Origin of the sequence: Allorhodopirellula heiligendammensis (genome assembly GCF_007860105.1) — a bacterium.
Classification (GTDB): Bacteria; Planctomycetota; Planctomycetia; order Pirellulales; family Pirellulaceae; genus Rhodopirellula; species Rhodopirellula heiligendammensis.
On the sequence record NZ_SJPU01000002.1, the window covers coordinates 1,146,356 to 1,170,378 of the forward strand.

Here is a 24,023-nt window from a genome sequence, read left to right on the forward strand (position 1 = left end):
GACGTTACAAGAGTGAGAGGACGTCGAAGCGGTGGGAGGCGGCGGTGATGGTGAGGGTGATGTCGGTGCGGTCGATGGTTTCGGCGAGGGGGGCGTCAATGCGGATCTCGACGATGGGGGATTGGACGTCGGTTCCGATGACGTCGACGGTGCGGAGGTTCGCGCCGACGGGGAGCGTGGAGAGGATGCGGGCGGTTTGGATCTGGACGCGGTATCGCGGGGCGTGGGCGTAAGTGGCGATGAGGTTGGCGAGGGCCCGGAGCCGGGGGAGTGGGTTGCGGAGCATGCCGCCGTCGGCCAGTGTGCGAATGCCAGGGCCGGTGATGGCGAGGACGGTGTCGGGGACGATGTATACCTGTTGCAGTGGTGGGTCTTCGTACGTGTAGACGCGGCGGCGGATGACGTCGAGCGGTGGGAGCTCGGCGGGCTGGGCCCAGAAGGGGCGGCGATCGCCACGTACCGCGACGGTGGTTTCGATGGTGGTGTGATCGTAGGCGGTCAAGAGGACGCCGTCGGCTGCGTTGGGCGTGCCGTTGGCGGGGTCGATCAGCATGTATTGCGGGGCACCGATCACATTCATTTCGATACCGGGTCCGCGTTCGTTGTTGGGTCGGATGTCGGTCCGGAACACGCGAAATTGCGAAGTAATGAAGACGCCGAGGCCCGCCATGACGCTGGAGTGGATGCGTGCATCGGCACTGTCGGGGATCTCGAATGAGGTGAGGATTGGTAGGCGTGTCCGGCTGCCTTCGGTTTCGTCGACTTCGTCGGCTGCGCCCATGTAGTCGACGCCGTCATAGAGTGGTAGATCGGGGAGGATCTCGACGTTGTCGAGGTGGGGGACGTGGAGCGCGTCGCCGGTCGCGTTACCTCCGGTGCTCGCGTCGGGGAACATCGATTTGCCCCCGCGGACTTTGCCGTCGAAGGAATCGCCGAGGCGAAGGTTGCGGTAGGTGCGACGGTGCGAGAGTGCGTTCTCTCGCTTGTCGGCGTTGAGGTCGCGGCGTTGGCTATTGGTGAGATCGTCCCAGCCGTCGGTTTCACTACCACCGATGTCGTACTCGTCGGCGTCGTCTTCATCCCAATCGTTCTGCCACTGGGTTTCGCTGTGTTCGATGGTGCAGACGGAGATCTCGCGGGGGCCTTGGACGATGATTTGGTCGACGACGTCGGAGTCGTCCAGGCGGTAGTCGACGGTGGTGAGCGGATCGGTGGCGCAGGTGAGCGTGACGCCGGTGGGATCGTAGGGTAGTGGGCCGATGTCGGGGATCGTGGTGGGCTGTGTGAGCCGGGTGGCGAATGCCATGTTGACGGCGGTGATGAGCGGGGAGTCGTCGGAGCCGTGGGCGGGGATCGTGGCGGCGGCGGAGAACGTGAGGCCGAGCATGCGGCCGGGCGTGATGATGCTGCGGAGGATGTCGCCGATGCTGCGGCCGGCGGTGTCGATGGTGGGTGTGTCGTAGCCGGGCAGATTGCCGATGCCGGTGATCCGCCAGGGGATCTCGACGGCGGGGTCGGGATTGGTCGCGAGGATGCGAGAGGCGGTGGGGGCGTGGAAGCCGAGGAGGTGTTGAACGATGTCAGCGGTATTCCAGACGTGCCGGCCGTCGTCGGTGGGGCGGGCAAAGCCGGCGGCGGTCCAGTCGCGTTCGTCGTCGAGGGTGCCGAATTGGCGGGACCGATAGCCGGTGTGATCGGGGCCGTTGAAGACGGCGGCGACGTTGCCTCGGCGGGCGAATCGATTTGGTTCTTCGTCGGTTTCCTCCTCGGTGAGGCAGACAGTGGATTCGACGTAGCAGTGGTCCCAGATGCGTTCGAGCCCATAGCAGGGGATGGTTTGGTCACCGGTGGCCGGTGAGGTGTCGGAGGCGGCGGCGAGGGGGCGGGTGATCGGGTTCTCGGCGTATCCGAGCCAGACGGCGGGTGGGCCGTCGTCGGTGTCCATGGCGACGAGTACCCAGTAGCCGCGGGCGGTGATCGGTGGGTGGATTGTGGGGGCGGATTGGCCAGGCTGCATGACGAAGCCGTAGCGGTAGTGCAGGCTGGCGGTGGAGATTTCGGGGTAGGACGACCAAACGAGTTGCGTGCATTGCAGGTCGGGGCGGAGCGTCCAGGCGTCAGTCCAGGTCGCGCGGGTCCAGACGCGGATCGGGGTGGCGACGCGGGTGAGTGGGTAGGCGGTGCGGTTGTTGAGATTGGGCATTTTTTTGGACCACGAAAGACACGAACTACACGAAAGTGAGTGCTGGATTTTTCGTGTGATTCGTGTGATTCGTGTGGTTCTTGGTTAACGTTTTTGTTAGTCGCGGGGGACGGTGATGAAGGTCCAGGCGGAGGTGACTCGGGAGGCGGGGGTGTGGATGTAGGGGACGCCGAATTTTTGGCCGGATGCGTGGGGGAGAATTTCGGCTTGGAGGATCTCGACGTTGGCGACGAAGAACAGGCGGCGGTAGGTGAGGCTGTAGTTGACGCCGAAGGCGGTGACGGGGAGCGCGAAGCCGACCTTGCTGGTCTGGATGTCCTGGTTGGCCTGCAGGACGAACGCGGCGTCGATGAGGGTGAGAATGCGCGTGAAGGGGCGACCGGTGGGCGGCAGCATTTGCACGCCGGTGAATTGCGTGCCGGGTTGCACGAACACAGCGGTCGACCACTTGGGGAGCTCGAACGGGCGGTCGACGAGGTCGAAAACGATGTTGCCGATGAGGGCGGACATGGGGCGATCAGTGATTCATGCGGTTTCGGATGGTGACCACGAAACACACGAACGACACGAAAGTGAGTGCCGGGGTGCTTTCGTGTCGTTCGTAGTTGGGGATCAGGGGGCGAGGCTGCGGGAGTTGTCGGCAGCGATGAGGGCGCGTTGGGCGGCGTTGGGGTCGGTGGGTTTGGGTTTAGTGTTCTTGGCGGTGGTGTCGGTGGCCGTGGCGGTGGATTCGGTGGCGTCGGCAGTGCGGGTGGCGAGGGCGTTTTGTTTCTCGATGGCGTCGGCCACTCGATCGAATTTGCGGGCGAGGTCGTTGAAGAATTTGGCGTTGGATTCAGCGCCTGCTCGAGCGAAGGTGGTGGCGAGCTCGTCGGCACGATTGGAAGCGGCACCGAGTGAGCCATCGGCGAGGTTGGCGCCCTGTGTTTCGATGATGTCAACGACTGATTGGATTTGTTGGTTGATCCGATCGGCTCGCGGTTGCTCCGCAGTGGTGATGCCGTCTCGTTCGATGAATTTGAGACGGCCCAGCAGCGTGTTGATCGCGTCGACGGATTCTTCGGCGGCCGTGGATCCGCGGAACTGTGCTCCGGAGCGAATGCCGGTTTCGTCGGTGAATGATGAAACGAAGTCACCGATGCCGCCGTCGCGGGTTTCCTTGAGCGTGGTGGCGACCTGATCGCGAATTGCGGCAAGTGTCGCGCCTTCGACGTTGGTGGCTTCGAACGATGCCTTGCCGGCCTCCGATTTGTTGAGGAAGTTGGCTAGGACGAGTTGCGGCGTGCCACTGGCGATCTGGGCGGCTTCGCGTTCGAAGAAATCCGTATTGGCTTGAATGACTTCGAACGACTTGTTGAAGTTTTGGGCAAGGTCGCTCTGGGCGTTGAAGATGTCCGTGAGAACGGTTTGAAATTGTTTCTCGCCGAAGCCTTCACCGACGAGCTGGCGTTCGAGTTCCGGGTTGGCTTGGATCGTTTGGATTCGTCCGGAGAGCGTTTCGAATGCCGACGTGCCAGCGGATCGTTGCTGGACGCGTTGTCCGACCTCGACGAATTCGACGAGACGTTGACGGTCGCGGCGATCGGCCTCGGTGTCGCTGCCCTTGGCGATCTTCTTATCGAAGTTTTGAATACGCGATCGGGCGTCGATTAGCTCGTCTTCAAATCCGGTGAAGAATTTGCTGAGGCGGCTGGTCAGATCGGTGACGAACGTGGCCGAGGAGTTTCCCTTGTCATCGTTGCCGCCCTGGGTGACCTGTGCGAACAACGCGGCCGCCTCGCGGGATGCCTCCTCGCGATCCTGATTGCGGACGGTGGCGACGGCGGAGCCGACGGCCTTGGGGAGGGATTCAATCAGGGCACCGGGGTCCACGATGGCGGCTTGGGTGCCCGTGGTTTCGATGAGAGCGATCGCTTGGCGAATGTCCGTCAAGCCGGTTTGCAATTGCAGAGCGACGGCACCGGCGGTGGTCTCGTCGAGACTGTCGGGGGTGTTGATGTCGATCCGGGCGGCTTGCTTGACCGCCTCGGCCGCCTGCTCGGATGTGGCACCACGGGACACGGCGGCGCCGATCGCGGTGGTGATTTGTGAGAGGTCGGAAAAACCGGTTTGGGCGGCAATCTGGGGCACGGATTTCTGCAGGAGTTCATCGCGCTGGACGACGGAGAGGCCGGCGAGGTTCTTGGCGGCTTCCTGTTGAGATTTCGCCAGCTGGAGTTGTTTGGCGAGTGCGCTGTCGAGAATATCCTCCTGATCTTTGAGGTACGCGGTGACGCTCTGGACGGCTTTGTCGATTCCCACGTAGGACAAGGCGACGGCGCCGATGGACGCGATTGCATTCTTGCTGAAGTTTGCGAAGGATTGCTCGCCAGCCTTGGCTGCGTCGTCGGCGGCCGGTCCGAGCTTTTTGAGTTCGGCCTCGGATTTGTCGAACCTGGTTTTCTCGTCGGCCTCCCTGAGTTCCTGCGTGATCGCTTCGGCAGCGGCCGCGGCAGCGGGGTCGAGATCGCCGAGGCGGTCGATGATGCTGCTGACAGAACTGTAGCCGGCGGTACCGGTGGCGGCGAAGTGCTTTTGCAGCTCGGCGGCGGTTTTGCGGCCTTCCGGACCAGCGCGGCGGAGGTCGCGGAGGATGCCAGCAAAGGCTTTATCGTTGGACGCGGCGACTTGGTCGAAATCGTGCTCGAGGGAGTCGCCGGTCTTCTTGCCGGTAGCGGCAGTTTTGCTGAGTTGGTCTTCGTGCTTTTTCTCTTTGGCGATCGCGTTGTCGAGCGCTCGCAGGAGGCCGGCTTCGTCTCCGGTGAGGGTGATGACTGTTGTCATGTCGTGTTGATAGTTGGAGTTTGACCACGAAAAACACGAACTGTACGAAAGCGAGTGCCGGTTTTACTTTCGTGTCGTTCGTGTTTTTGTGGTTGCTGCTATCGGTGGCGAGTCAGGTGAGGTGCCAGAGGATTAGCTCGGCGATGGTGGGGCGGTAGGGATGGGTGAGGCCTCGGTCGGCGGCGTTGCACCAGATTCGGTATTGGGTGTTTCGGATGCTGTGGAGTCGGTTGAGTGGGTGCCGAGCAGGTTGGCTCGGCGTAGGCGGTTTCCCAGGTTCTGCCTCAGGGTTTCCCAGTCGATCGCGATGTGCATGATCTGGATGGCGGTGTTGGTTCGTAACAGTTTCGAGAGGGCGATCTCGGGGGCCTGCAGGCGATAGTTGAGACCGAGGATTTGGGCAGCGAATTGGTAGATGTCGCTGTCGCGCATGTTGGCGGCAGCGGCCGTGCCGGGGGCGGTGAGTTGCTGCAGGAGGTTGTCGCCGATGCGAGTGGCGGTCTCCCAGACGTCGCGGTATTCGGGGACGACTGTTCCAGGAACAAGGTCGCCGGTGTTCGCGTCTTGGGTGAGTTCGCGGTCGAGGTTGCAGGCGTAACCAAAGGGGCCGTCGAGTTGGTCGGCGTCGAAGGATCGGAGCTGGGGGATGACGTAGTCGTGACCATCGCCAAGGCGGAGCTTGATGCCGGGAAGGATGGTGTCGCGGGCGAGATCGGCGGGGGTGGGTGGCGATTTGGGGTCGATGGCGACGTAGGTGTTTTCTCCATTTCGCGGGTGCCATTTGATGTCACCGGACGCGGTCAGGTCCGCGCCGAGTTCGGCTTGTTTGAGTAACAGGCCGGCTTTGCCGTCGGGACCGGCGAGGGTCTCGCGGGTGAGCGGTTTGCGCAAGAGGGTGTCGAGGCCGGACGCGCGGAGGATCGCGGGGGTGGCGAATTTGCAGGACGCGATGAAGTAGAGGTATGGCATGGCCGCCTATGGTTGAGGGCGGCGTGGGAGTGTCCGGGTTGGTGGAGTGGGCGTGTCGGCCCTATCGGGGCTGGAAATCCCTATGGGGCGGCGTCGGCGTATTTGGGCAGCACGTTGAGGGTGACTTCGGTGGTGGTGACGCGGCGGCCGTCGACGAGGACGTGGGCGTCGAAGGGGTAGGTCTTTGCGGGGACGTCGAGTTGGGCGGAGGTGAATTCGATCTGGACGGTGGCTGAGCCGACGGCTTTGTCGCGGAGTGTCATGGTGGCGGCGACTTCGTCGGTGCTGTAGCCGGCAGCTCGGCCGCCGGCGGCCCCGATGACGACGTCGCCGTCGGTGAAGTCGATGCCGGGTTGGGTGACGGTCCAAGTGAACGCGCGACCGTCGGTAGCGGAGTAGTCGTCGCGTTGTTTGACGTCGAGGGTGATGCGGCCACCGGTGGCGGTGATACCGGTGAAGTCGGGGGAAGCGGGAGAGCCGGAGGCGACAGTGATCGGAGTGTAGATCGTGCCGAACACGTATTCGTTACCGGCCGTTTTGACTCGCAGACGTGTCGTTTTGCCTTCGACCTTGGCATCGTCGGGCAGTCCAAGTTGATACCATCCACCGCCGGCCGCCTCGGCCACGAATCCGCCATCGGTGTAGGTGCCCTCGATCGCATTGGCGAGGGTGATCGCGGTGTAGCTCGTCTCGGTAATGAGTTTGTACTCGATCGACAGGCCAGGCGTCTCGAAGTCGAGATCGGTGATGGGTGCGCCATTGCCGCCGGTAATGTGGATCGGAACGATGGAGTGACCGGTCTTCGGGACCGGGTAGAGTGAGCAGGCGGGCGACGATCCGGGCACAATCACAGCAGACTCGATTGCGTGCAATGTTGGATAGAGCAACCGCGTGCCGTCGTCGAGCGTAACGACGAGCTCGGCGTAGTCGGCAGTCGCGAGGGCAGCCCCTGCTGGGGCATCGATCGCGTACCAACCGTCGTCCGCGTGAATCGTCACGAGCTGGCCGGTCGCGTGGGCGGCGGTGTCGGCGACCTTGGCTCCCAAGGTGATCGTCGCGGCGGACGAGCGGACGCCAGCGGTGATCGTGACGTATGCCGCCGCGCTGATGTCGGCGGTGGCCAGGTCGTCGACGGGGAGGCTGTCGGCGTCAAGGACGTGGAACCAGAGGCGGGGGGCAATGGATGGTGCAATGATCATAGGTTTACCCCGCGTTGGGCGAGTCGGTTGCCGAGACGCAAAGCGGCGTCAGCGTTACCGCTTAGGACGATGATTTCAGTTCCGGGGGTGACGTATGCTAGAGGGTTGATGGGGCCCAGGATGCTGTAAATGGTTTTGACAGTGGATGGGATGATCCCCTCACAATCCCGCCCATTTAATACCAGTACCCTACCCGGGCTGTACCCTATTGCACGGGCGACGCCGTCTAACACTGGGCCTAAAATTGACCCCGAGTTGTTTCCTATCGCATAGGAGCTTGCGGCGGAGCCCCCTACCAGCTTCCCGGTCACCACGGATCTGTTTTGCGATATCCCTTGGGCGTTTGGGATGCTTCCGCCATATACATCACCCAATACGACCCCGTCGCTGGCGTAGATACCGTAACTCCCCCCTACGGTGTCGTTTGGACGCACATCGCCCTCGATGGTCCCCTGTGTGACGTAGCAACCACTAGAACCCGGACTCGGTCCCCCGGTCACCCCACCCCGGATGGTACCCTGACACACGTAGACTCCGCAGGAATTGGATCCGTTGGTGCCCCCGTACCATTGGCCACCTACCGTTTTATCTACTGCGAGGGTGGGTAGCATGTGGCCAGTGCCTGCAATGAGTGACCAACCGGGCAGGTCGTACACTAGGGGAGCCCCAAGAGCGATTTTACCGGCCGCCCCGGGGGTTTGTACGGTGACATCCATTTCCGCCGGGTTGACGTCCAGCGTAAGTGTGTACCCGGCTAACTCGATGGTGTCGCCATCGGCTACCGTCAGTGCCGAGTAGTTCGCATTCGCAGCAAGTGTGACGGTGGCCATTATTCGCTCCAGCCATTAGCAAGAGCATCGTTGACCGCGGATTGCAGCTCAGCGATTGTCAGTGATTCGTCCGATAGATTGACGCTTACCCGGACCGCATCGATCGCATCATTGAGCGCCGCGAGCCGAGACGATTCGCGAAGGCTGGCCGCGTTTTCCGCCATGGCGTCGGTCACAGCCTGCGCGGTCGGTGGCTCGCCAGTCCCGCCGTGACTGGCCCAGCGTGTTTGCTGGCCGAGCGATTTGAGTGTGGCGACGATCGGGGCGGTGAAAGTCTCCGGCGCACTGGTCGCGAGGACGTCGACCATCGATTGCACGGCGGGCAAGCCGAAATCAATTCCACGCGTCGTCAGTGAATCGGCCGAGGCATTCAGCCCCGCCAATCGCATCGCCGCGACCATCGTCTCGACGAGCATCACGTCGTTGTCGAGAGATAGCGTGAGCGAGTTGAATGTCTCAAACGATTCAGCGCGGAGCACGATTTCGGCGAGAGCATCGGCGATTTGGGCCGGCGTCATGGAGTCGTAACCGGCGATGGACTGGATAGCGTCGATCATCATGCTGCGAAAAGCCTCCCGAGATTGAAGAGTGATCGGGGTGTGGAGGTGGGGACGGACGGAGGTGGGTCTGGGGCGGGGTCGATGTATCCCGGGCCGGCGGAGTAGATGTCGGCGAGGTCGGATGCAGATTTATCGAGGTCAAAAGCCATGATGTCGTCGAGACGACCGGCAAAGCGTTGGTCGTAGGCTCGCGAACCGATGTTGATATTGGCCGCGATCGCCGACATTTTCACATAGCTCATCTCGCTGGCGTCGGTCTCGGTTTGACGGACGCCGTCGATGTAGACCTTGATGCCAGAGGCATCGGTGGAACCGTCGTAGGAGACCGCGACGTGTTTCCAGGTTGTGAACGCGTAGGGGACGCTGACCCGGATGCTCGCGTAGCCGCCGTCGGTGCTCCGCATGCCGGCGTACAGCAGGCTGGCGTACGTGCCGATGGAGAACCCACTGCCGGATCCGTTGTAGTTTCCAAACCAGGTTTGTGAGGACGATGGCGAGGCGGCTTTGATCCACATGGCAACGGTGAATGGAAAGTCGTCTGAGCCGTCGGACGTGTACAACCCAGGGATTTGAATGCGATCGTTTGAGCCGTCGAACAAGTAGACGCGTTCGCCACCGTGCCCTGTGTCGACGACCGTCCCCATGCTGCCGATGTAGGTGCCATCGAACGAGCCGACGAGATCAGACGGGGAGTCGTCGATCGTGGGGCAATAGCGGGCGATGAGGTTGTCGAACACAGGCATGAATTATTTGCCGTTGGCCTTTTTGGAAGCCGCTTTGGACTTGGCCGCATGGGCGGCGAGGATGTTGGGGACGGTGTTGCGTTTGTTTGATTGCTCGGCAGTGGCGATTTGCTTGATGGTGGGCTCGTCGAGGGCGGCGAGCTTGCGGGCGAGCTCGATGGAGCCGCAGCCGGTGATGTTGCGCAGCGCGGTCGAGGCAAGCTCGATGTCGGTGGGGGCGTCGGGCGGGGTGGATTGTTTGGCGGGGGTGGCTTTGGCCATGGCGGTGGTTCGGGTTGGAGTGGGGCGATGGATGATGTTGGACGGTACCGGAGGCCTTACGGCCATCGGCTCAAGAGATCGTCAGCGGGGCGTTGGTGCCGTCCCAGTCGCAGACGGTTTTGATGGGGCCAGTCGCGATGCCGTTGCCGTCGCCGGTAAGGTTCGTGAAGTTGGAAATGCCTTTACCGGTGAGCGTGATGTCGTTGGTGTCGTCGGCTTCGAAGCCGATGCCGGAGGGATCGTACTGGCGTAGCACGATGACGACGTCGCCGCGTTTGCCGTCGAGGGTGAGCTGCGAGAGCTTGGCGACGTCTTGGGTGGTGACCGTAATCGTGGGCGTGACGCCGCCTTCCTGGGTGACGTGGGAGTCGTAGATATTGCTGTTGCAGCCGAGGGTGTCGGCGTTGATGCCGAAGTCGATGGTGACGTCGGTATTGCAGTCGAAGGTCACGCCAGCGACGGTGACGCTCTTGAGCGTGTGGCGGAGGTTGTCGCGGGTGAGCGTGCCGATCGTGGCGGCGCCGAAGGTCATCGGCGCGGTGCTGCCGTCGGCACTGATCGAGCGGGAGTCGATGTCGAGGACGGCGTCTTTTCGATGCGATACCGTGAGCTGACGCGGGAAGATGAGGCCTTTGTCGAGCGTGTAGCCGATGCCGGAGCTGCTGGGGGCTCCGTTCTCGAGTTCGACGTAGTTGGCTAGCAGTTTATTCAGAGCGGTGATCGCGGCGCCCGTGGTGCCCAGGGCGGTGAGAGCGGCGGCGATGGCACGGGATTGGAAAGCGATCCGCGGTTTGAGGGCGCGGACGACGGCGAATTGTGGGAACTGCGATCCGATGCCGACTTCGGCTTCGACCTCGGGGTTAGTTTGCGAGTCGAGACGGGTGACGCCAGCGAGGACGGTGTCACCGAGTTTGACGGAGTAGGCTGAATGCAACATGGGTGAGGTTTGAGTGGTGAGTGGTGAGTGGTGACGGGTGAAACGCAGCGGGCGGGTGCTATTCGGTGGCGTTGAGGAGGCGGTCGAGTGCGACGTCGTAGATGCGGCCGAGTTGGACGCGTTCTGTTTCGAGCAGGTGGGAGAATTCGTCGTTCATGCGGACGCGGGAAGTGGGTTGGCGAAAGTTGAAAACTCGTGCGCCGGAGTAGAAGACGCGGCCGCCCTTGCTGGTCGAGCTAATGCGATATTGGGTGGCGACAGCGCGGCGGGTCTCGCCCGTGTTTTGCAGCGGGTTGGCTTTGCCTTCGCCACCTCCGCGTTCACTGCGGTATTTTCGGCCGTAGTAGGAGCTGCGAAACGATTTGCTGCCGGGTGGCTGGAGCTGGCCTTTGCGTTTGGTGTAGCCGGCAGCCTCGGCGTGTTCGGGGGTGAATCGTTGGTCGCGGAGGTTTTCGTGAAAGTAGACGGCGGTTTGACGCCACGCTTCTTTCGAGGCGGCGTTGAAGGCTTTGCGGACGCTGCGTGGTGTTTTGCCACGATTCGTGATCGTGACGGTCATGTAGCGGGCACGAAGGGTGAGCGACTTATCCATCGTTCCCCCAGTACAGATCCACGTCGACGGCGACGAAATCGCCTAGGTCTTTAACGTCCTCGGGTGGCACGCGGCCGTAGTCGCCGACGCTGACACGGCGGATGTAGGGGCGACCCGGTTGTCCGGAGAGATCGAGCAGGCCGGGATTGTTGAGGTCGCCGGTCCAGATGACGCGGCCGACTTGGGTGAGGACGTAGAGGCCGAGGGCGGAGTCGGTGAGGACGGAATCAGGGACAGGGAATTCGAACGAGATCCGGACATGACCGCGGGCGATGTAGCAGTCACCGCCAGCGGTTTTCGATTCGCAGTCCCAACCGTCGCCAGGGGCTTGCTGGATGAGGGCGAAGGGCCGAGCGGTGGCGAGCTCGTTGACGGTGTAGAGGCCGCCCGATGCCGGGCGTGGGAGGGCGTCGATGTAAGTGTTGCCGGTCCAGTAGTGGCAGTCGGCGATCGCTTGGCGAATTGCTTCGACGGCGGCGTGCATCGGTCCGTTGGGTAGGATTGGCATGGCCGCTATGGTTGGCAGCGGTGCGCGGGTGTCCGGGTTGGTGGCGACTATCGTCGGTAGTAGTTGTCGCGGGTGGACGTGGCGGCGGCGATGCGGGAACCGGTGACGGTTTGGGTGCCGTTGGCCGTGGAGGTGGAGACGTGGTCAACGGTATAAACGTGAGGCGAGATCGCAAACACGCTGCCGACCGGGACGGGGGCCGCGTCGCGGGCGAGGATGATCTTGCGAGTCCAGCGGGTTTGGCGATCGCCAGCAGAGGCGTTTTGACGGGCGGCTCGTTCGCGGTAGATGGTCGCGTCGGTGGGCGTGGCGGTGTCTCCGATGCGGGTGATCGTGACCGACGATGGGGAGGCGTGCAGGGTGTGCAGCGTGGAGGCGACGGCGGCGAAGGCGGAGTGCAATGGCATGCGGTTAGACAATCTCGGCGGTGAGCTTGCCGGTGACGGCTCCGCGCCGCGTGGCGGTGCCATGGATCTGGGTTTCGCGGATCAGGCGTGCGGCTTCATCGTTGGCGGCTTCGTCGATCTTGTAACCCTTGGCGGCGCGAGCGGCGAGGATCTCGTCGACGATCGATTTGCGTTTGCGGGGGCCGAAGTGCGCGAGTACTCCGGCGAGCAGCTCGGAGGCAGGGATGGATTTAGTCGCGGCTTTCGTTTCGTCCGCGTTGACGACGAGATCGCCGTGGATCCGGACGGTGAAGTCGATGCGACGTTTCCCCACCTTGAGCTTATCACGTAGCTTGGCGGCCGGTTTGCCGGCGATCGCGATGGCGTGGAAGTGCTCGGGTGAGATCGGCAGAGTTAGCATGACTTGACTTGGATCACTTGGTGAAGCGGTTTTCGTGATAGCTGCTAGCGGTCGCGAGGAGAGCTAGCAGCTCGTGGGCGTTCGCTGGAGGCTGCTTAGCCCATGACGATCTTGACGGACGTTTGGCCGGCGGTCTTCGCGGCCGCGGCCTTGCCGATGTCAAAGTCGCCGGCGGCGTCAGCAACGGCCAGGCCGGTCGAGTTCTTGAACTCGATCGTCGCGGCTTTGGCGAACGTGGTGGCCGAGGCGGCGGGAACTTCCACCGTCTTGCCTTTGCCGTGGCTGACCCAGAGCGGATCGCCGGTTTTGACGTCGCTCAGGTTCAGGCCTTCGACAACCATCGGTCCGTAGGCTGAGTCGCTGAGCATTTCGCCCGATTTGGGTGCATCTTTGGGCGATGGGATTTGGGCCGATCCGGCGGGGTAAAGGACTTTGGTCATCGATCAAACCTTACAGGGTTCAGGAGGGCGGGGGGCGGGTCAGGAGAGCGGACGTTGCAGGGTTCGTCGCAAGTGACGCAAACGGCGGCGACAAAGCCGATGACGGGGATGGCACCGAATACCCAGGCGGCGATTTGTAGCCATTCCCAGAGCATGTGGTGATCAGTGGGGCTGTGGTAGCTCGGAGGTTCGGGGAGCTGATCGACGCGGAACTCGGGCACCGCGTGGGTGTCGATGGCGACGAGGTAGTCAGCGCCGATCACGCAGGCGAGCGACAGGCACGCACATACCATGCAAAACAACACCAGGGGGAGGAAGTCTTTCATGGGGCCAGTGCGAAGGGGAATGAGTGCGGGTGGTGAGGGGTGATGGACGCCTCGGGCGAAGCGTCAATCGGGCGGGACTCACGATGGGCGGAGCCGTCGGTCGACTATGTGAGGGTGATGCCGGTGACGTCTAGGATCTCGGCTTCGGTTGTGGGGCCGATGCCGCTGATCTGGCTGGGGCGGTTGCCTAACGCGATCCAGGCGGTGAGCTCGCCGACGGTCGTAATCGATGGGTCGTTTTCGGCGAGCAGTTTGGCCGGTTTCGATTCGATCAGGTCGGCGAGCGATCGAGCCATCGGGTCGACGTGTTCCTCGCCGTCTTGATCGTTGTCGGTAGTCTCTGATTGATCCGGTGTCTCGCTCTGCGATGCGGTTTCGTCATCGGCGTCGGATTCGACGGCGATGTCCGATCGGGTGCGGAGCAGGGACGCGAGTTCGCCAGAGGTGAGTTGGGTGTCGATGGTGGCGACGATCGTGCCGGCGACGTGCAGGCCAACGGACGATCGGAAGTCGCGGGTGGCGATGACGGTGAGCATGATGAGGGCCTGCAGGCGGATTGTGGTTGGCAGAGGTGGAATGAGAGTTGCGGGTGTCGGCGGTCCAGCAGTCGCGACAGTGACGGCGGTGGGCGTGAGGTCCACAACCGCCGCCACTGGTCACGACGACGGACAATGGCGGCGAGCCAGTGAGGCTCGCCGCTAGATGAACGCGTGAGTTACGCAGGCGTGCTCTTGACCATCGATCGCCAATCGATTGCTTTGGCTCCGATGTCGAGGTCGCACTTCCAACCCATGCCATAGCGGTCGCCCGGTAACATGTAGGTCGTCATCCGTGGGGCCCGGCCTGTACCGGTTCGGTAACCAACCTCGATCGAATTCGAACCAGCGGCCGCAGCACCGAACCACTGCGTCGATGAACCGTTGTATTTGGTCCCGGTGTCGGGATCGACGACGCCGTTGTCCAGGCGTGGATCGCTGACGACGGTGAACCGATTCTGCAGTGGGTTGGCCGTGCCTTCGGGGCCGGTGCCAGCCGCGTTTCGCAGTTCGGCCGATGCCATCAATTGACGAGCCTTGAAGTCGAGCTGCTCGGGGACGATCAGGAACCGCATGGCGTTGCGGATGTTCCGTTCGTTCTCGGTCTGCGTTCGCATCGCGACCTTGGCAGCGTCGACCCCCGCAGCGTCAAGTGCTAAGGCGAGCAAGTTGGCGTGGTCGGCATGGAACAACGCGGTGCCATCACGCATCGCGGCGTTGGCCAGTAGAATCGCGAACACGAGGTTCGGTTTCAGCTCGGCCGCCATTTCGCCGAGTTCGCGCGGCGTGTGCTCGGACAAGGCACCGAACGAGTCGTCGATGATGTCCTCTTCGGAGATCTCGAATTTGCCAGCGTACCGAGCGATTTTGTATTTCTCGGTTTCGTCGGAGAACTCGATCGGGTTCGGTGTGCCACCGCGGGCGAGCTTCTTCATGCCGCTGCCTTTGGTCAGGCGGCCGCGTTCGTTCGTCTTGAAGTTGCGAACGTCGGTGGGATTGGTCCATCCAGCGGTCGTATCTTCAACGCCAAGGTAAGCGGCGATGATTTGCATATTGACGCTGGGTGAGAACACGGCGTCGAGCGTGGCGGTGGACAACGCGCGGCGGATCATGTCGTCATCGTGGGACGGCACGTCGCGGCCGGAGATCCGGAGGGCCTCGCGGCAGATATCCGGCAGGGAGCGGCCTTCATACCGGTGGGCTTCGTCGCGAGCACGCAGGAACCGTTCGTCGGTGCTGTTCCCGCCGGCGGTTCCGTTGCCCGATGCGATGCGAGTAATCCACTCGCCGCGGACGTTCGATCGGCTGAGCACTGCCCGGGCTTCGCGACGGGCGAAGATGGGACTGTCGAGCTCAAAGCCTTGCCGCAAGAGAATCGCACCCTGCAGGGCTTCGAGCGTGCAGCTCGATCCGTGAGAGCGAACATGGCCGGCGGGAGAGCCAGCAGGAACGGCACTGGGGCGGGTGCGAAGGGCCCGCAAGAATTCGCGGCTGACGCGAGATTGGTCCCAGTCTTCGGCCATCGCTCGCTGAACGAGGTCGTTCGGGATGTCGTCGCCGGCTTCGCTGCGGATGAAATCGAGTCGCTCGCGGCGGGCGGCGTCGTGAGCGGCGATTTCGCGACGGACGATGTCGCTGACGTTATCGCCATTGGCCCCACCGACGGGAGGGAGCGGGCCGTTCTCATCGCGTTGGATCGGCGGCGAGGTTGGGTCGGCGTCGTCATCGCCTGGCGTGCCATCGTCTGCTCCGGAGCCATCGTCGTCACCGCGGGCGATGTCGTCGCCCTCATCGGCCGAGGTCTCGTAGCCGATACGCTCAAACTCCGCTTCCTCGTGAGGGGACAGCGAGCGACTGAAGTTTTCGGCGGTGGCGTCGTCAGCATCGGGACGCATGCCGAGGTCGACGAGGTAACTCATTTGTGCGGCAGCGTAGGCCATGTGCGAGACTTCCGTTTGCGGTGTGGTGGATGCGAGTTTGCAAAGCGGAAGAAATGGTGGGCTGCTTTTTGGGCGTGTCCGGGTTGGTGGCTACTCGCGGGCGCGGCCAGGCAAACGATAAAGTGCGTCGACACACTCCTGGCCAAATGCCGCGAAGACGGTCGGCATGAATATCCCGTGTGGCTTGCCGTCTTTAATGAACTTGATGTTGGTGGGACAGCAGACCATGACCGCGTCGGTGTCCCATAATTCTTCGAACCATTTGCCTTTGGAAAACGGAACCAACGCGATGCCGTTTCGATGTTCCGTGAACTTTTCAACCCATGGCCTAGGCTTGCTGTACGGTGGATTCATCCAGACCGGCCCGGTGCCCCAGTCGGCTGTGAGACCGTCGTCGGCGAATGCAAAATATTGGTCGGCCGTAACATGAGGCGAGCCACCAGCAGGTGCGCAAACGTCAATTGAGAACTGCAGTTGCAAGTCATCGAACACCCATGCGGGCGTGTAGCATTCGTCCTTTGGGTTGGGGGCTTCAGTTGTTGCTGGAATCGAGGTGTGAGTCTTGGGGGCTTTCGGTTTCGTCATACTTCCTAGGTGAATAGCACGGTGCTGGATAGTGAACGTCTAGATGTCAGTGGAGGCTCCACCGTCGGCGCCGAAGATCACGACGCTGGCTTCGCGTTGGATCCACTGCGTGGTGACTCGCAAAGGTTGCTTGCCGGCGACCCAGCGGCGGCCGGCGATCTCGGCGGATTGGCCGGGCTCGATGTCGGTGAAGGTGAGGCGGCGGCCGCCGATGCTGATCATGCGGAGGTGGCCATCGCGGACTCGCTGCCAGATGGGATCGACGTCGGCCGTGGATGAGAACTGCAGTCTCGCGGTGATCTCGGCCTTGATCATCTTCGATTCGAGCACGCTGCCGAGCGAGGACTGCAGATCCCATGATTGATGGGAGTTTAGAAGTGGCACCCATGGCGACAAGCGGCCGCCGGCGGCGACGAGTACTTCACGCATCACACGTCGAGAACCGTAGTCGTAAAACACGACCGGGTTCTCCGTGGCAATCACGGCGTTGATCGTGCGGTTCTCGCGGTCGACGGTGTCGAGGTTGGTTGTCGCGGCGCGGCTGAACCAGGTGGGACTGCGTCGGGCTCGTCGCAGGTTTTCGGCGTTCGACCGGAGAGCGTGATCACGCAGAATGTTCATTCGGCTCATCGTTTGGATTTCTCCGACTGGGGGCGATTAGCGGGGTTGTTGCCGGGCCGTGCATCGTTGGGGACGCGTGCACCGGGGCCAGACTTGCCGCCTCCGGGCGCAGCCGATTTGCCGGGTCCGGATTGCATGAACGCCATCGCCTCGTCACGCGTGAACCCAGCCTCAATGAAGCGGTCGAGCGTGCGTTTCCAGGACGCGATCACGTCCTCTTCCTGGAGGTTCTGAGCGCGGCAGGCAGCGGCGAAAGTGAGCGTTCGGTTTTGCAGTCCCATCCGCTCGGCCGATCGTTCCTTGACCGGGTCGCCTTGCGGTGGCGGTGTCCAGTTCCATAGGAATTTGACTTCACCGCGGGGGCGTCGAAGATCGCCGGCGAGAGAGAGCTCGCGGGCGAGTGCTTTCACCAAACGGTTGAGCACTTTCTTACGCAGCCACTTTTGCCAGCTCTTGATGTGCCAGCAGTAGGCTTGATGATCGAAGCGAGCGGACGCGTAGCCGTGGTCGGATGAATCGAGACGGATCAGCATCAGCGGAATCGCGGCGGCGCGACCGAGCTGGGCCAGACGCTCGCGACGATGCTCGACGTAGTTGCTCGTCGGATGCGTGGCATCGGCGTTGCGATAGTCCCAACCCGGAGGTGCTGCGCGGCTGACTTGACGCTTGAACGCGACTTCCATCGACGCAGCGTCTTCAGGCTCGAACTTTTCGCCGTCCGGATTCAAGTTGACGAACCAGCCGGACTTATCTGCGGCGAGCTGTGCTGCGTCGAGCACAGACTGATCGTAGTCGCGGAGCTGGGCGATGACCGGCAGCGCGGACGCTAGCAACGGATAACCCACGTTCTGGCCGGATTCGCTGCGGATGAATTCGTGAAATACTCGGTCCGGTGGCAGCGTTTCAAATTCACCGGTGTCGTACTGGTAGGGACCGAGATAATCCGGCTGGCGAACGTAGTACTCGAGTGGGCGGCCGGAGCGAGTCCGACGGACGCCGAACGAGACGCGGCGGTCGGAGTGCATGTGCCAGGGCGTTTCGAGACGCGTGATGTGTACGTCGTGCAACCGCAACATCGCGGGGAATGAGGATCCGGTTTCGTCGTTGGTTTCTTGACCGAACCAACCTCCCGAATGCCAGATCGAGCGAACCCACAACCGCAGGATCTCGTCGAGGTGCATTTCGCCGTTGTGGTCGCAGATCTCCGTCCACTCATTCCAACGTGATTCGAGCCGCTTGTTGTAGGACGCGTCGTCGCTGATTACCTCGAGGCTCGGGCCTTCCGGGCCGACGATGTCGGTGGAGTGGGTTTCGACGATACCTTCGACGTCGGGGTTGTTGTGGTACTCGTGAGCGGACCGAGCCCGGAGCGTAGGCAGATCAAACGCGAGCTCGCTGTCGATCGGGTGGCCGAGTGCATCGGCCCAGTGATCGGCGTTGAGTCGATCGGTCCGGGCGCCGTCCCAACGACGTTGAATAATATTGGCCCCGGCGGGTAGGGGAGCGACCGCGCTACCCGAGCCGTCTAGGGAACGCTCGACTACCGCCGGGGCCGTGTACTTGGATTGCCTCGGCACTGCGCCGTGCTGAGAGACGTCGATCGACCAGGACAGCGAATCGATTGGTTTAGCCGCGGACACGCCGAATCTCCTGGGTGACAACACCACATTTAGCGTTGCGTTTGCGTTTGAGTTCGCTGACCGCTCGCGAGATCGATTCGCGATCAAATGACATTTCGCTGTCTTCGTTCTTACCATCGGGCAACACGGATAGCGCGAGCTGAGCCTGCTGCATGAGCTGCAGGGCGCGATCGACGTCGCCGGCTTCGTCGGCTTCGATCGCCTCGAAGACTTTGTCGGTGATGGTTTGATAGAGGTCAGGCATGACGCGTATGGTTGTGCGTCGGGGTTACCTGTCCGGGTTGGTGCCGATCATTGTTTCGCGAACCAGTTGCGGATCTTCTCACGCTGGGCGTCCGGCAGTGGCGGTGGGACTGGGGCCGGTCGTGGGGGCTCGGGGGTTCCTTCAGAATTCGGGCTGTCTGCATCGGGTTGTTCGTCGAGTTTGGCGACGGGCGGTCGATAGCCGAGGCGGCAGAGGGCGGCATAGGATTCGGCCAGGCAGTCGAGCAGGTGGTTCGCTCCCGTGCGGATCCATTTTTGGCTTGCGCCGACGCCAGGCACGAATTCGTGAACCAGTTGCTCGTTACAGCAGTGACGTGCGAGTGTGCGGTGGCCTTTCTCGGGGCCGGCGTGCAGAGCGATCGCCCCGGGTCGATCGAGCGGGAGCGTCAGGCCGTGCTGGGCGAGCCATTTGTAGCGGTCGGCGTCCCAGTGGATTTCGAAACAGCGAGGATCTTTGAGAAACTCGACGTACCAGGATCGATCGTGAGCGATCTGGCGTACGGCTCCGGCCTTCTTGGTTGGGCATGTATATTTCCGCTCCTGCATTTGCGTCTCGCCCCGGCCTCGGCAGGCGATGATCCATTGCTTTAGTGATTGCTTTTCGTTGGCATCACGCGTGAAATCCCAGATTGCTTTGCGTTCGTGGCCGGCGTCGGCCCAGACCTGATGAGCGCGGAGGTTGCCTCCGCCGAGGATCGGATAACCCGCGTTGAGGTAGGGAAGTTGAGCGGTGAGGGCGGCTCTGATCGCTTCGCGGGGGCGGGCTTTGTCGGAGTGAATATCGAAGCTGCCGTAATCGACAATGAGCAGGCGACCGTCGGCACGTGAGGCGAGTGTGAGGTACCAGCCGGTGGTGTTTCCGAGGTCGTATCCAGTTGCGACGAGTTGCACGTCGGCGGGGAGCTGGCCGCGGCCGACCTCGATACCGCGTGAGGTGATGGTGTCGCGGCTGATCTCAATGGCTCCCTCCTCGCGCGGAGGTTCGTAGATCTTGGACCAGACGAATTGATGCAGTTCCTTTTCCGCGTCGTTTCGCTCGGAGGTGTCCTCGGGGATCTGTGCGGCGAGCCATTCCTCGCTGGCGATGTCGGATGCTGACAGCAGACAATTGACGAACGGCTTGGCGTGGTACCAGAGACGCGTGGTTTCGGGTTGAGGGCCTCTGACGCGGCCGCGTTTATCGACCGTTTGACCAGCATGCAGGAGGATCGCATCGTGCAGCATCTTGTGCCGCTGGGCCTCGCTGATCGCTTTCTCGCATGATGGACAGATCCACGTCGCCGCATTGGCCGCTGCGATCTCGCTGTGAGCGTCTCGCCAACCGACCAGGTGTTCGCGGCCGGGGGCGATGAATGAGCGGCAGTGCGGGCACGGGGCGACGATCTCGGACCGTGAGGAGGATTCGCGGAGCGTCCAGGGCAGTTCGTGCTGCAGCGTGAGCGTGCCTTCGATGTACTCGCGGCGTTTCTCGCGGCGATAGGATCGTTGGCGGCCGCGAACTTGGCGCAGCGGGTTGGCTTCGACGGAGGCTCCGCCCGCGCTGCTGAATCGGGCCGCCTCGGTGAGTGCGATCGTGGGGCAGGTGAACCCTGCTTTGCCGGCATCGTCGGCACCCGCCGAAAAGATCTTGAGCATGGCTCCATTGGCCAACATGATGCTGTTGCGGACGGTACCGCCCGATGATCCGGAGCCACGGGTGGGCAATAGCTTGCGGAGGTGTGGAGAGGCCACCATCGGCGGCTTCACGTCGGCTTGCCACTTGTCGTCGGCCATGTCGGCGAAGGGCACACAGAATCCGAGCGACTCGCCGAGTTCGCAGGCGTGGTAAAGCATCGGCGAGACATAGCCGAACAGGGATTTGCCGAACTGAGTGACGGCGGTGAACACGAGCGATCGCCACTGGGGATCGTCGACGGCGTCGAGCCAGAGCCGGATCGCGGGTTGTCGTTCGATGCGGAAACGCTCGCCAGCGTGGGGGCCGTCGGGAATGATCAGCTCGGACTCGACCCACTGGGTAAACGATCGAGGCGGTGAACTCTTGCCGTTGCGCAGGGCCTCGGCGAATGCGGTTTGTGCGATCGTGACCATTAGACTTGGAGGACACCTGATTCGCATTCGGCAGCGAGGTGTTCGATGAATTCGTTGAGGCACTTTTGAGCGTCCTCACCGCCGTCGGATCGGCGGAGTTGTTGGCCGAATCCCTCGAGGCGAGTCGATAGCCAGCCGAGCAGGTGGCGGAGTTCGCTCCGGTCAATGGTATCGCCGCGTTCCTTGGTGACCTTGATCGCGAGACTTTCGTTGCCGCGTTGTAGCTTGGTGATTTCCTCTCGCATCTTGAGCATTTGCAGCTCGGCGTGAGTCATCTCGTCGACGTCGCCGGCCGTGATCGCCTCGGCATCGTCGGCCGCACGGATCACGCGGGCGTTGGCGGTGATCAAATCGTGATAGGACTTGATCGCCGCGAATAGATCGATTGTGGGCCCGTCGATCGGCAGGTCGTACCGGTCGGCTTGCTCGTCGATAGTGCGTTGCTGGCGGCCGGCCATTTGGCAGTAAATACCCTTGGGGATCGCGGCGAGCAGCTCGCCAGCGATCTCGTTGCGGGTTTGCTTTTGATGGGCAGTGAGATCACGCTTTTCGGCTTGCGTGAGTTTCTCGCCATCGTGCAGACGCAGGGCGGCCGTTAACGCTCGGCGTGTGCGATCGCGGCCGGTTGCCCGTGTAGTGGTGGCCTTCGCCTTGGTGGCTTTGACTGGCTTCGGCTTAGTCGCTGTCGCCGATTTTCGCTTCGCCACGGTTCAATCTCCCTTGATGTCGCCACCATGGCACTGGGTCGGTGTTTTGGCCGGGTGGCCAGACGATGGGTTGAGGGGATTGGTTTTCGAGTCGCTCGATCCGTTCGTCGAGCGATCGGCAATCAAACGATTGCCAGCTTGCAATCGCAATTGCGACGATCGCAATCACGGTACTGAGGGCGTTAGCACTGGCCTGCAGTGCAGGCCAGGCGTGCGATCGAGCTTCACTACTCATCAGCGAGCAAACCGCGTAGATGATCGGTGGCCACGGCGACTTGCGTTTCCTCGTGCGAGTCGTTGAGACGCCGGCGGACGCGTTTCCAATCTTTGGCTTCCATGAATTGGATGCGGCCGGTGATAGCTTTGCGAGTGAAGTAGATGCCGATACACGCAAAGAACGCTGAGAGAATCAAGCAGGCGATCACACAGAACGCTAACGCAGCAACGAAGATTATCATGAGAAACTCTTGACGAGGATGGTGATGCCGACGCCGAGCCCAGCGATCGCAACCAACGCCATCCCGCCAATCAGGATGGTGCCGATCACGGCTGCTCCGAGATAGACAGACTGCGGGATTGCGACTTCGGTGTTGACGTTGACGGTGTCGGGGATGAGGCTTGGCCGCTCGCCAGGTCGAAAGATCGGCGTGCGGGACGGCTGCGGCTGAGGTTGGTAGGGGCACGTCGGGCAGTCTGCCGTGGCGTTGCGCCCGTCTGCCGGCCGGGGATTCTGGGCTCGGTCGGCTCTGGCGGCCGCCATCAGATCAGCCGCCAATTTATCCGGATCGTACGTGGCCGGGCCGCTGGCTTTGTAGAGCACGCCGCCATCGGATCGCACGAGAGCGACCTTGGGCAGGCTCGTGATGCCGAGAGCGGACGCGTATCGGGATTGATAGAGCGGGTCGTTCACTTTGAATAGGAAGGACTTGCAACGCGCACGGATCGCAGAGAGCTGCGGGTGAGTCTCCGTGTTGGCGACCAACGTTTCGTCAGCAGTCATCGGAAACTCGGATGTGACCACGATGAGGTGATACTTCCCGGAGTCATCTGGCAATTGCTGAGCCGATGCGATGGACACAGCGATCGCGAGGATCGCGAATGCTAGGATTGCTCGGATCATTGGGCGCTCGCTTCGCGGATAACGGCTTGGACGGTGGCGGATCGCACGTTGATGCCCGCCTTCGATGCGTAGTTGCGGATGGTCGATTCGATCTGTTTCGGCGATGCGTTTCGCCAGCATTGTTCACACATGCACGTCAGCGAGATTCGATCATCCGTCCATAGTTCATGCCACTCCCGGCCGACGGTTGCCCTCCCACACATCGAACAGCGAAAGATACCTTCCTTGACGTCGTCCGGCTCAAAAGGCTTCTGGATCGGCCGCTGCGGACAATTCCCGCTGGGGCACGGCGGCGTGGACGCAGTCGGCCGTGGCATTGTCGCCTGTGGCGTTGGTCGGCATTCCGACAACGGCTGCACCCACAACAGACTCTCCCCGGGATTCAGATTGAATCCTCCGGAGTACTGCGTGGACGCGTAGCTAGGCGTCGGCCGTGCCTGGGGACAGGTTGGGCAACCTCCGTTCTTGGTCTCATGCAGCGCGACGAGATTGACGCTCGTATCATTTGCCTGAGTGGTGCTGTCGTTATGGGGCGACGAGTAGAACGTTTGACCGAGCGCGAACGGATCGCATGTAGGGCCGTCACATTGAGGTTGCTTGCAGTCGCATCCCAAGGCTGCGACGAGCAACAGCGATGCGGTGAGTAACAGTTTCGGAATCATTTGGTGCTCCTAAGAGTTGCGTCGAAGAGTGGTGGGGGAACCGGCGGGGCTGCCAATGCCAATCCGAATCCGCCGTATCCATCCCAGTCCCTCGCGAACTTGTTACGCTCGACGGGGATGTAGTGAGTTGGGCGGTTGTTGTCACACAGCCAGGCGTATTCGGTCGGATCCGTTGGTCGATACGGATCGGTGCCGAACCCGACGAAGTTGACGCAGTGCCTTGGCCAATGCCAAATCAAGGCCGATCGCCGGGTAGCGGTGCACCAATCCAGAAAGCCCATGTCGGCTCGATTGGTTGAGTAGTAATCCAACCCGACCGCGTCCGTTTGGCGGCGGATGCTGGTGTCCGTCTCGCCGCCGGCGGTGTTGTCTCGCCACCATTGGGCGAGCTCTGGCATGCCAACCCACGTGAGGTTGTAGACCTGACTCGCATTGACACAGCTCCCCGACCCGCCCGAGTCGGTCCAGTTGTACGGCCGCAGCTCGGTCGGCAGGTTCGCCACCGGCGATTCGGTGATCTCCAAAAGCGGCAGGTACTCCTGGATACTCTCCGAAGAATCGCAACCGCTCACCGCAACGCAAAAGCCGACGGCTAGCAAGCAAATCGCAACCGAACGCAGTCCAGTCAGCCTAGAATTCTGTTTTGTCACTTCGTGCACCCA

The 24,023-nt window shown here is 62.2% G+C and carries 29 protein-coding genes; all 29 read right to left on the reverse strand.

The genetic code is table 11. The annotated features are described in order from the left end of the window. Window positions 1-4: 4 nt before the first annotated feature. The 29 genes from Poly21_RS14640 to Poly21_RS14775 all read right to left on the reverse strand — a co-directional run bounded on the left by Poly21_RS14640 (window position 5) and on the right by Poly21_RS14775 (window position 24,011). Window positions 5-2,203 carry a hypothetical protein gene (locus Poly21_RS14640; RefSeq protein WP_146407700.1) on the reverse strand — a complete coding sequence of 733 codons (2,199 nt, stop codon included), beginning with the start codon at window positions 2,201-2,203 and terminating at the stop codon, window positions 5-7. A gap of 96 nt (window positions 2,204-2,299) precedes the next feature. Further along, window positions 2,300-2,713 (reverse strand): hypothetical protein, encoded by a 414-nt coding sequence (locus Poly21_RS14645; protein ID WP_146407701.1) that lies wholly within the window; start codon window positions 2,711-2,713, stop codon window positions 2,300-2,302. Window positions 2,714-2,815: 102 nt separating this feature from the next. Beyond that, window positions 2,816-5,026 (reverse strand): hypothetical protein, encoded by a 2,211-nt coding sequence (locus tag Poly21_RS14650; RefSeq protein ID WP_146407702.1) that lies wholly within the window; start codon window positions 5,024-5,026, stop codon window positions 2,816-2,818. A gap of 132 nt (window positions 5,027-5,158) precedes the next feature. Then, window positions 5,159-5,995 (reverse strand): hypothetical protein, encoded by an 837-nt coding sequence (locus Poly21_RS14655; protein WP_146407703.1) that lies wholly within the window; start codon window positions 5,993-5,995, stop codon window positions 5,159-5,161. 80 nt (window positions 5,996-6,075) lie between these two features. Further along, a complete protein-coding gene (locus Poly21_RS14660; RefSeq protein WP_146407704.1) occupies window positions 6,076-7,194 on the reverse strand; it encodes a hypothetical protein in 1,119 nt (372 codons plus the stop codon). Then, window positions 7,191-8,024 carry a hypothetical protein gene (locus Poly21_RS14665; protein WP_146407705.1) on the reverse strand — a complete coding sequence of 278 codons (834 nt, stop codon included), beginning with the start codon at window positions 8,022-8,024 and terminating at the stop codon, window positions 7,191-7,193. The genes Poly21_RS14660 and Poly21_RS14665 overlap by 4 nt, the downstream gene beginning before the upstream one ends. Continuing rightward, window positions 8,024-8,584 carry a hypothetical protein gene (locus Poly21_RS14670; protein WP_146407706.1) on the reverse strand — a complete coding sequence of 187 codons (561 nt, stop codon included), beginning with the start codon at window positions 8,582-8,584 and terminating at the stop codon, window positions 8,024-8,026. The genes Poly21_RS14665 and Poly21_RS14670 overlap by 1 nt, the downstream gene beginning before the upstream one ends. After that, window positions 8,581-9,327, reverse strand: a complete 747-nt coding sequence (locus Poly21_RS14675) for a LamG domain-containing protein (protein WP_146407707.1) — start codon at window positions 9,325-9,327, stop codon at window positions 8,581-8,583. Before Poly21_RS14675 ends, Poly21_RS14670 begins: the two co-directional genes overlap by 4 nt. A 3-nt stretch (window positions 9,328-9,330) precedes the next feature. After that, a complete protein-coding gene (locus Poly21_RS14680; RefSeq protein ID WP_146407708.1) occupies window positions 9,331-9,588 on the reverse strand; it encodes a hypothetical protein in 258 nt (85 codons plus the stop codon). Window positions 9,589-9,658: 70 nt separating this feature from the next. Next, window positions 9,659-10,525 (reverse strand): hypothetical protein, encoded by an 867-nt coding sequence (locus Poly21_RS14685; RefSeq protein ID WP_146407709.1) that lies wholly within the window; start codon window positions 10,523-10,525, stop codon window positions 9,659-9,661. Between the two features lie 58 nt (window positions 10,526-10,583). Then, a complete protein-coding gene (locus tag Poly21_RS14690; protein WP_146407710.1) occupies window positions 10,584-11,117 on the reverse strand; it encodes a hypothetical protein in 534 nt (177 codons plus the stop codon). After that, window positions 11,110-11,625: a hypothetical protein gene (locus tag Poly21_RS14695; protein WP_146407711.1), complete on the reverse strand. Its 516-nt coding sequence runs from the start codon at window positions 11,623-11,625 to the stop codon at window positions 11,110-11,112. Before Poly21_RS14695 ends, Poly21_RS14690 begins: the two co-directional genes overlap by 8 nt. Before the next feature lie 47 nt (window positions 11,626-11,672). Further along, window positions 11,673-12,032 (reverse strand): hypothetical protein, encoded by a 360-nt coding sequence (locus Poly21_RS14700; protein WP_146407712.1) that lies wholly within the window; start codon window positions 12,030-12,032, stop codon window positions 11,673-11,675. 4 nt (window positions 12,033-12,036) lie between these two features. Continuing rightward, the gene (locus tag Poly21_RS14705; RefSeq protein WP_146407713.1) at window positions 12,037-12,432 is read right to left on the reverse strand and encodes a hypothetical protein; all 396 of its coding nucleotides are present in this window, start codon (window positions 12,430-12,432) and stop codon (window positions 12,037-12,039) included. Window positions 12,433-12,527: 95 nt separating this feature from the next. Further along, window positions 12,528-12,872, reverse strand: coding sequence for a capsid cement protein (locus tag Poly21_RS14710; RefSeq protein WP_146407714.1), 345 nt, complete (start codon window positions 12,870-12,872; stop codon window positions 12,528-12,530). Then, complete coding sequence (locus tag Poly21_RS14715) at window positions 12,869-13,198, reverse strand: hypothetical protein (protein ID WP_146407715.1); 330 nt, start codon at window positions 13,196-13,198, stop codon at window positions 12,869-12,871. The genes Poly21_RS14710 and Poly21_RS14715 overlap by 4 nt, the downstream gene beginning before the upstream one ends. Window positions 13,199-13,302: 104 nt before the next feature. Beyond that, window positions 13,303-13,734 (reverse strand): hypothetical protein, encoded by a 432-nt coding sequence (locus tag Poly21_RS14720; protein WP_302118960.1) that lies wholly within the window; start codon window positions 13,732-13,734, stop codon window positions 13,303-13,305. A gap of 179 nt (window positions 13,735-13,913) precedes the next feature. Continuing rightward, complete coding sequence (locus Poly21_RS14725; protein ID WP_146407717.1) at window positions 13,914-15,674, reverse strand: phage major capsid protein; 1,761 nt, start codon at window positions 15,672-15,674, stop codon at window positions 13,914-13,916. 90 nt (window positions 15,675-15,764) lie between these two features. Beyond that, window positions 15,765-16,259, reverse strand: a complete 495-nt coding sequence (locus tag Poly21_RS14730; protein ID WP_146407718.1) for a DNA N-6-adenine-methyltransferase — start codon at window positions 16,257-16,259, stop codon at window positions 15,765-15,767. A gap of 39 nt (window positions 16,260-16,298) precedes the next feature. After that, complete coding sequence (locus Poly21_RS14735; protein WP_146407719.1) at window positions 16,299-16,889, reverse strand: hypothetical protein; 591 nt, start codon at window positions 16,887-16,889, stop codon at window positions 16,299-16,301. Next, window positions 16,886-18,520 carry a phage portal protein gene (locus Poly21_RS14740; RefSeq protein WP_302118963.1) on the reverse strand — a complete coding sequence of 545 codons (1,635 nt, stop codon included), beginning with the start codon at window positions 18,518-18,520 and terminating at the stop codon, window positions 16,886-16,888. The genes Poly21_RS14735 and Poly21_RS14740 overlap by 4 nt, the downstream gene beginning before the upstream one ends. Further along, window positions 18,507-18,764, reverse strand: a complete 258-nt coding sequence (locus tag Poly21_RS27570; protein ID WP_302118965.1) for a hypothetical protein — start codon at window positions 18,762-18,764, stop codon at window positions 18,507-18,509. Before Poly21_RS27570 ends, Poly21_RS14740 begins: the two co-directional genes overlap by 14 nt. A 47-nt stretch (window positions 18,765-18,811) precedes the next feature. Then, window positions 18,812-20,872, reverse strand: a complete 2,061-nt coding sequence (locus Poly21_RS14745) for a terminase gpA endonuclease subunit (RefSeq protein WP_302118966.1) — start codon at window positions 20,870-20,872, stop codon at window positions 18,812-18,814. Next, entirely contained in the window at window positions 20,872-21,579 is a 708-nt protein-coding gene (locus tag Poly21_RS14750) for a hypothetical protein (RefSeq protein ID WP_146407722.1), read from the reverse strand. The genes Poly21_RS14745 and Poly21_RS14750 overlap by 1 nt, the downstream gene beginning before the upstream one ends. Then, window positions 21,548-21,814: a hypothetical protein gene (locus Poly21_RS14755; protein WP_146407723.1), complete on the reverse strand. Its 267-nt coding sequence runs from the start codon at window positions 21,812-21,814 to the stop codon at window positions 21,548-21,550. The genes Poly21_RS14750 and Poly21_RS14755 overlap by 32 nt, the downstream gene beginning before the upstream one ends. Further along, window positions 21,807-22,037 carry a hypothetical protein gene (locus Poly21_RS14760; RefSeq protein ID WP_146407724.1) on the reverse strand — a complete coding sequence of 77 codons (231 nt, stop codon included), beginning with the start codon at window positions 22,035-22,037 and terminating at the stop codon, window positions 21,807-21,809. The genes Poly21_RS14755 and Poly21_RS14760 overlap by 8 nt, the downstream gene beginning before the upstream one ends. Next, complete coding sequence (locus tag Poly21_RS14765) at window positions 22,034-22,699, reverse strand: hypothetical protein (RefSeq protein ID WP_146407725.1); 666 nt, start codon at window positions 22,697-22,699, stop codon at window positions 22,034-22,036. The genes Poly21_RS14760 and Poly21_RS14765 overlap by 4 nt, the downstream gene beginning before the upstream one ends. After that, entirely contained in the window at window positions 22,696-23,361 is a 666-nt protein-coding gene (locus Poly21_RS14770) for a hypothetical protein (RefSeq protein ID WP_146407726.1), read from the reverse strand. The genes Poly21_RS14765 and Poly21_RS14770 overlap by 4 nt, the downstream gene beginning before the upstream one ends. Continuing rightward, window positions 23,358-24,011 carry a hypothetical protein gene (locus Poly21_RS14775; RefSeq protein WP_146407727.1) on the reverse strand — a complete coding sequence of 218 codons (654 nt, stop codon included), beginning with the start codon at window positions 24,009-24,011 and terminating at the stop codon, window positions 23,358-23,360. Before Poly21_RS14775 ends, Poly21_RS14770 begins: the two co-directional genes overlap by 4 nt. Window positions 24,012-24,023 lie beyond the last annotated feature (12 nt).

What these genes read in the sequence shown, in the direction of transcription:
- Poly21_RS14710 (WP_146407714.1), bottom strand. Translation starts at nt 12,872, where the DNA reads ATGACCAAAGTCCTTTACCCCGCCGGATCGGCCCAAATCCCATCGCCC.
- Poly21_RS14700 (WP_146407712.1), bottom strand. Translation starts at nt 12,032, where the DNA reads ATGCCATTGCACTCCGCCTTCGCCGCCGTCGCCTCCACGCTGCACACC.
- Poly21_RS14640 (WP_146407700.1), bottom strand. Translation starts at nt 2,203, where the DNA reads ATGCCCAATCTCAACAACCGCACCGCCTACCCACTCACCCGCGTCGCC.
- Poly21_RS14665 (WP_146407705.1), bottom strand. Translation starts at nt 8,024, where the DNA reads ATGGCCACCGTCACACTTGCTGCGAATGCGAACTACTCGGCACTGACG.
- Poly21_RS14680 (WP_146407708.1), bottom strand. Translation starts at nt 9,588, where the DNA reads ATGGCCAAAGCCACCCCCGCCAAACAATCCACCCCGCCCGACGCCCCC.
- Poly21_RS14755 (WP_146407723.1), bottom strand. Translation starts at nt 21,814, where the DNA reads ATGAGTAGTGAAGCTCGATCGCACGCCTGGCCTGCACTGCAGGCCAGT.
- Poly21_RS14645 (WP_146407701.1), bottom strand. Translation starts at nt 2,713, where the DNA reads ATGTCCGCCCTCATCGGCAACATCGTTTTCGACCTCGTCGACCGCCCG.
- Poly21_RS14705 (WP_146407713.1), bottom strand. Translation starts at nt 12,432, where the DNA reads ATGCTAACTCTGCCGATCTCACCCGAGCACTTCCACGCCATCGCGATC.
- Poly21_RS14730 (WP_146407718.1), bottom strand. Translation starts at nt 16,259, where the DNA reads ATGACGAAACCGAAAGCCCCCAAGACTCACACCTCGATTCCAGCAACA.
- Poly21_RS14660 (WP_146407704.1), bottom strand. Translation starts at nt 7,194, where the DNA reads ATGATCATTGCACCATCCATTGCCCCCCGCCTCTGGTTCCACGTCCTT.
- Poly21_RS14760 (WP_146407724.1), bottom strand. Translation starts at nt 22,037, where the DNA reads ATGATAATCTTCGTTGCTGCGTTAGCGTTCTGTGTGATCGCCTGCTTG.
- Poly21_RS14670 (WP_146407706.1), bottom strand. Translation starts at nt 8,584, where the DNA reads ATGATGATCGACGCTATCCAGTCCATCGCCGGTTACGACTCCATGACG.
- Poly21_RS14765 (WP_146407725.1), bottom strand. Translation starts at nt 22,699, where the DNA reads ATGATCCGAGCAATCCTAGCATTCGCGATCCTCGCGATCGCTGTGTCC.
- Poly21_RS14745 (WP_302118966.1), bottom strand. Translation starts at nt 20,872, where the DNA reads ATGGTCACGATCGCACAAACCGCATTCGCCGAGGCCCTGCGCAACGGC.
- Poly21_RS14675 (WP_146407707.1), bottom strand. Translation starts at nt 9,327, where the DNA reads ATGCCTGTGTTCGACAACCTCATCGCCCGCTATTGCCCCACGATCGAC.
- Poly21_RS14650 (WP_146407702.1), bottom strand. Translation starts at nt 5,026, where the DNA reads ATGACAACAGTCATCACCCTCACCGGAGACGAAGCCGGCCTCCTGCGA.
- Poly21_RS14685 (WP_146407709.1), bottom strand. Translation starts at nt 10,525, where the DNA reads ATGTTGCATTCAGCCTACTCCGTCAAACTCGGTGACACCGTCCTCGCT.
- Poly21_RS14720 (WP_302118960.1), bottom strand. Translation starts at nt 13,734, where the DNA reads ATGCTCACCGTCATCGCCACCCGCGACTTCCGATCGTCCGTTGGCCTG.
- Poly21_RS14655 (WP_146407703.1), bottom strand. Translation starts at nt 5,995, where the DNA reads ATGCCATACCTCTACTTCATCGCGTCCTGCAAATTCGCCACCCCCGCG.
- Poly21_RS14770 (WP_146407726.1), bottom strand. Translation starts at nt 23,361, where the DNA reads ATGATTCCGAAACTGTTACTCACCGCATCGCTGTTGCTCGTCGCAGCC.
- Poly21_RS14725 (WP_146407717.1), bottom strand. Translation starts at nt 15,674, where the DNA reads ATGGCCTACGCTGCCGCACAAATGAGTTACCTCGTCGACCTCGGCATG.
- Poly21_RS27570 (WP_302118965.1), bottom strand. Translation starts at nt 18,764, where the DNA reads ATGCCTGACCTCTATCAAACCATCACCGACAAAGTCTTCGAGGCGATC.
- Poly21_RS14695 (WP_146407711.1), bottom strand. Translation starts at nt 11,625, where the DNA reads ATGCCAATCCTACCCAACGGACCGATGCACGCCGCCGTCGAAGCAATT.
- Poly21_RS14715 (WP_146407715.1), bottom strand. Translation starts at nt 13,198, where the DNA reads ATGAAAGACTTCCTCCCCCTGGTGTTGTTTTGCATGGTATGTGCGTGC.
- Poly21_RS14735 (WP_146407719.1), bottom strand. Translation starts at nt 16,889, where the DNA reads ATGAGCCGAATGAACATTCTGCGTGATCACGCTCTCCGGTCGAACGCC.
- Poly21_RS14690 (WP_146407710.1), bottom strand. Translation starts at nt 11,117, where the DNA reads ATGGATAAGTCGCTCACCCTTCGTGCCCGCTACATGACCGTCACGATC.